Here is a 2866-nt window from a genome sequence, read left to right on the forward strand (position 1 = left end):
GCGTAGCCCGTAGCACGCCGACCTTGCCCATACAAGCGCAGCGAAGTATGGGCAAGGGCACGCCCAAAAAAAGAAAATTAAAACTTAATCTAACAAATTTACACTTAACTTATCCACTTTTTCCACTCTTGTAAAGTTAAAAGAGCTTCAATCGGAGTAATGCGATTAAGGTCTAAATTTTGTAAACTTTGCTTAATTTTAACGGCTACCTCATCTTCAAAACCAAATAAACTTAGCTGTATTGCTTGCGGCGCAGGGGAAATATTCACTTTTTTTGTATCCTCACGCTGCTCCCTCTGACTTTCTAATTGACACAAAATTTGCTTTGCCCGCTCGGTAACACTTTTGGGCAAACCCGCCATCTCTGCCACATGGATACCAAAACTATGCTCCGTTCCCCCTCTTTCTAATTTACGCAAAAACAAAATTTTACCATTGATTTCCTGCACTTTAACATGAAAGTTTTTCACTGCACTAAGCTGCTTTTCTAATTCATTGAGCTCATGATAGTGCGTAGCAAACAAAGTCCGAGCCTTGACAGAAGGATTATTGTGTAAATACTCTACAATAGCCCAAGCAATAGAAATACCATCGTACGTGCTTGTACCTCTGCCAATTTCATCCAATAAAATTAAACTTTTAGCTGTGGCATTGTTGAGTATGTTAGCCGCTTCGTTCATTTCTACCATAAAAGTGCTCTCCCCACTGCTAATGTTATCTGATGCTCCCACACGAGTAAAAATTTTATCAACTATGCCAATGGTCGCACTTTTAGCAGGTACAAAACTGCCCATTTGCGCCAAAAGAGTAATCAAACCTACTTGGCGCAACAACGCCGATTTTCCTGCCATATTCGGACCTGTAATAATCAAAATTTGCTGGTCTTGTGTGTTTAGGTGTACATCATTCGGAATATAGGCTTGTTCAATAGGTAGGTATCGCTCTATTACAGGGTGTCTGCCTTCAACAATAGTTAAAACAGGGTCTTGAGTTAGTTGAGGTAAATGGTAGTTATATGCGTGAGCTACATTTGCTAAACATACTAACACATCTAACTGGGCTATTACAGACGCATTTTGTTGCAGCGCATGAATGTGTTCCAAAGTTTGCATAAGCGTATCATTAAAAATTTGCTGCTCTAATACAGAGATACGCTCTTCGGCGGTTAAAATTTTCTCTTCGTATTCTTTGAGCTCGGGGGTAATATAACGTTCTCCTGTGGTCAAAGTTTGTTTGCGAATATAATCAGAAGGGACTTTGTCCTTGTGAGTGTGTGTAATTTCAATGTAATATCCAAATACATTATTGTAGCCTATTTTTAATGAAGGTATGCCTGTTCGGGTAATTTCGCGTTGTTGTAAGTTGAGCAGGTATTCTTTACCATGTTCAGCAATATATTTAAGTTCATCTAACTCTGCATGAAACCCTGTTTTGATATAACCACTTTTTTTTGTGTTTGCAGGGGCATCATCTACGATGGTTTTTTCTAATAAATCTTGCAGCGAAGGTAGGGCGTTAAGTTGGTCGTGTAGAGTAGCTAAATAAGGGTCAGTAACGTTTTCTAAACTTTTTTTTATTGCTTGTATTTGAAAGAGCGATTTTTGAAGCTGCTTCAAGTCTCTTGGGGACACTCGTTGCACGGCTATACGTGCGGTTAATCGTTCTATATCTGTGATAGAATTTAGAAAAGCACTTATTTGTTGTGCTAATTCTGTGTGTTCGTATAGGTATCGGATAGCATTTTGTCTTCTTTGGATGCGCGGAATAGAAAGCAAGGGCAGCAGTATCCATTTGCGCAGCAATCTTGCGCCCATTGCAGTTTGAGTTTGATTGAGTACAGAGAATAAGGTTCTTCCTTCGGGATGATAAGAGCTTACTAATTCTAAGTTTTGCAGCGTAAATTTGTCCATCAGAACATATTCAGTGTCGTGCAGTTTTTGAATTTTCGTAATATGCCCCAACTTATGTTGTTGATTTAGATTTAAATAGTGCAAAATAGCGCCTGCACTAATGATACCACTGTGTAGCCCATCTATCCCGAAACCTTTGAGAGAGGTGGTTTGAAAATGCTTGAGTAGTAGTTCATTTCCGTTTTGTATGTGGAATATCCAATCATCTAACGGATAGAGGTAATAGTTTTCGCCAAAACGTTCCTTAAATTTCTTTTGTTGGGATTTAGGTACTATAATTTCCGAAGGTTGAAAAGTTTCTATCAGTTTTTGAAGTTGTTCTTCTTCGCCTTCTGTGGTAAGAAATTCTCCCGTAGAAATGTCCAAAAATGAGATACCTGAAAGTATTTTTTTGTGTTCAGAAAGATAGACAGCACATAAGTAGTTGTTTTTGGATTGTTCTAGTAAGTTTTCAGTGTAGATTAAGCCTGGGGTTACTACTTCGGTAATGCCGCGTTTTACGACTTTTTTAGCTAATTTAGGATCTTCTAACTGTTCGCAGATGGCTACTCTTTCTCCTGCTTTGACCAATCGAGGTAGATAAGTATCCAAAGAATGGTAGGGAAAGCCTGCTAATTCCACTTCGGAAGCTTGTCCGTTAGCGCGTTTAGTCAGTGTAATTCCTAATATCTTTGAGGTTTTAATGGCGTCTTCGCCGAATGTTTCGTAAAAATCTCCTACTCTAAACAGGACAATTGTACCTGGGTATTTGGATTTAATCTCTGCATATTGTTTCATCAAAGGCGTTTCCTCACCACTAACTTTGAACAATTTAGCCATAACTGTACAAAGGTACGCACAAATTACTTGTTTTTTAAGGTATTTTGAAATCTGAATATTTTATTTTTTTGGGCGTGCCCTTGCCCACACTTCGCTTGCGCTGGTGTGGGCAAGGTCGGCGTGCTACGGGCTACGCT

The 2866-nt window shown here is 39.1% G+C and carries 1 protein-coding gene; it reads right to left on the bottom strand.

Annotated elements, in window-relative coordinates; genetic code table 11:
- Nucleotides 1-104: 104 nt before the first annotated feature.
- On the bottom strand, nt 105-2729 hold the full coding sequence (gene mutS, locus NZ519_13480; protein ID MCS7029765.1) for a DNA mismatch repair protein MutS: 2625 nt from the start codon (nt 2727-2729) through the stop codon (nt 105-107).
- Nucleotides 2730-2866 lie beyond the last annotated feature (137 nt).

It is taken from the genome of Bacteroidia bacterium (genome assembly GCA_025056095.1).
Taxonomy (GTDB): Bacteria; Bacteroidota; Bacteroidia; order JANWVE01; family JANWVE01; genus JANWVE01.

Excerpts from the sequence above, each read along its gene's own strand:
- mutS (MCS7029765.1), bottom strand. The coding sequence starts at position 2,729 with ATGGCTAAATTGTTCAAAGTTAGTGGTGAGGAAACGCCTTTGATGAAA.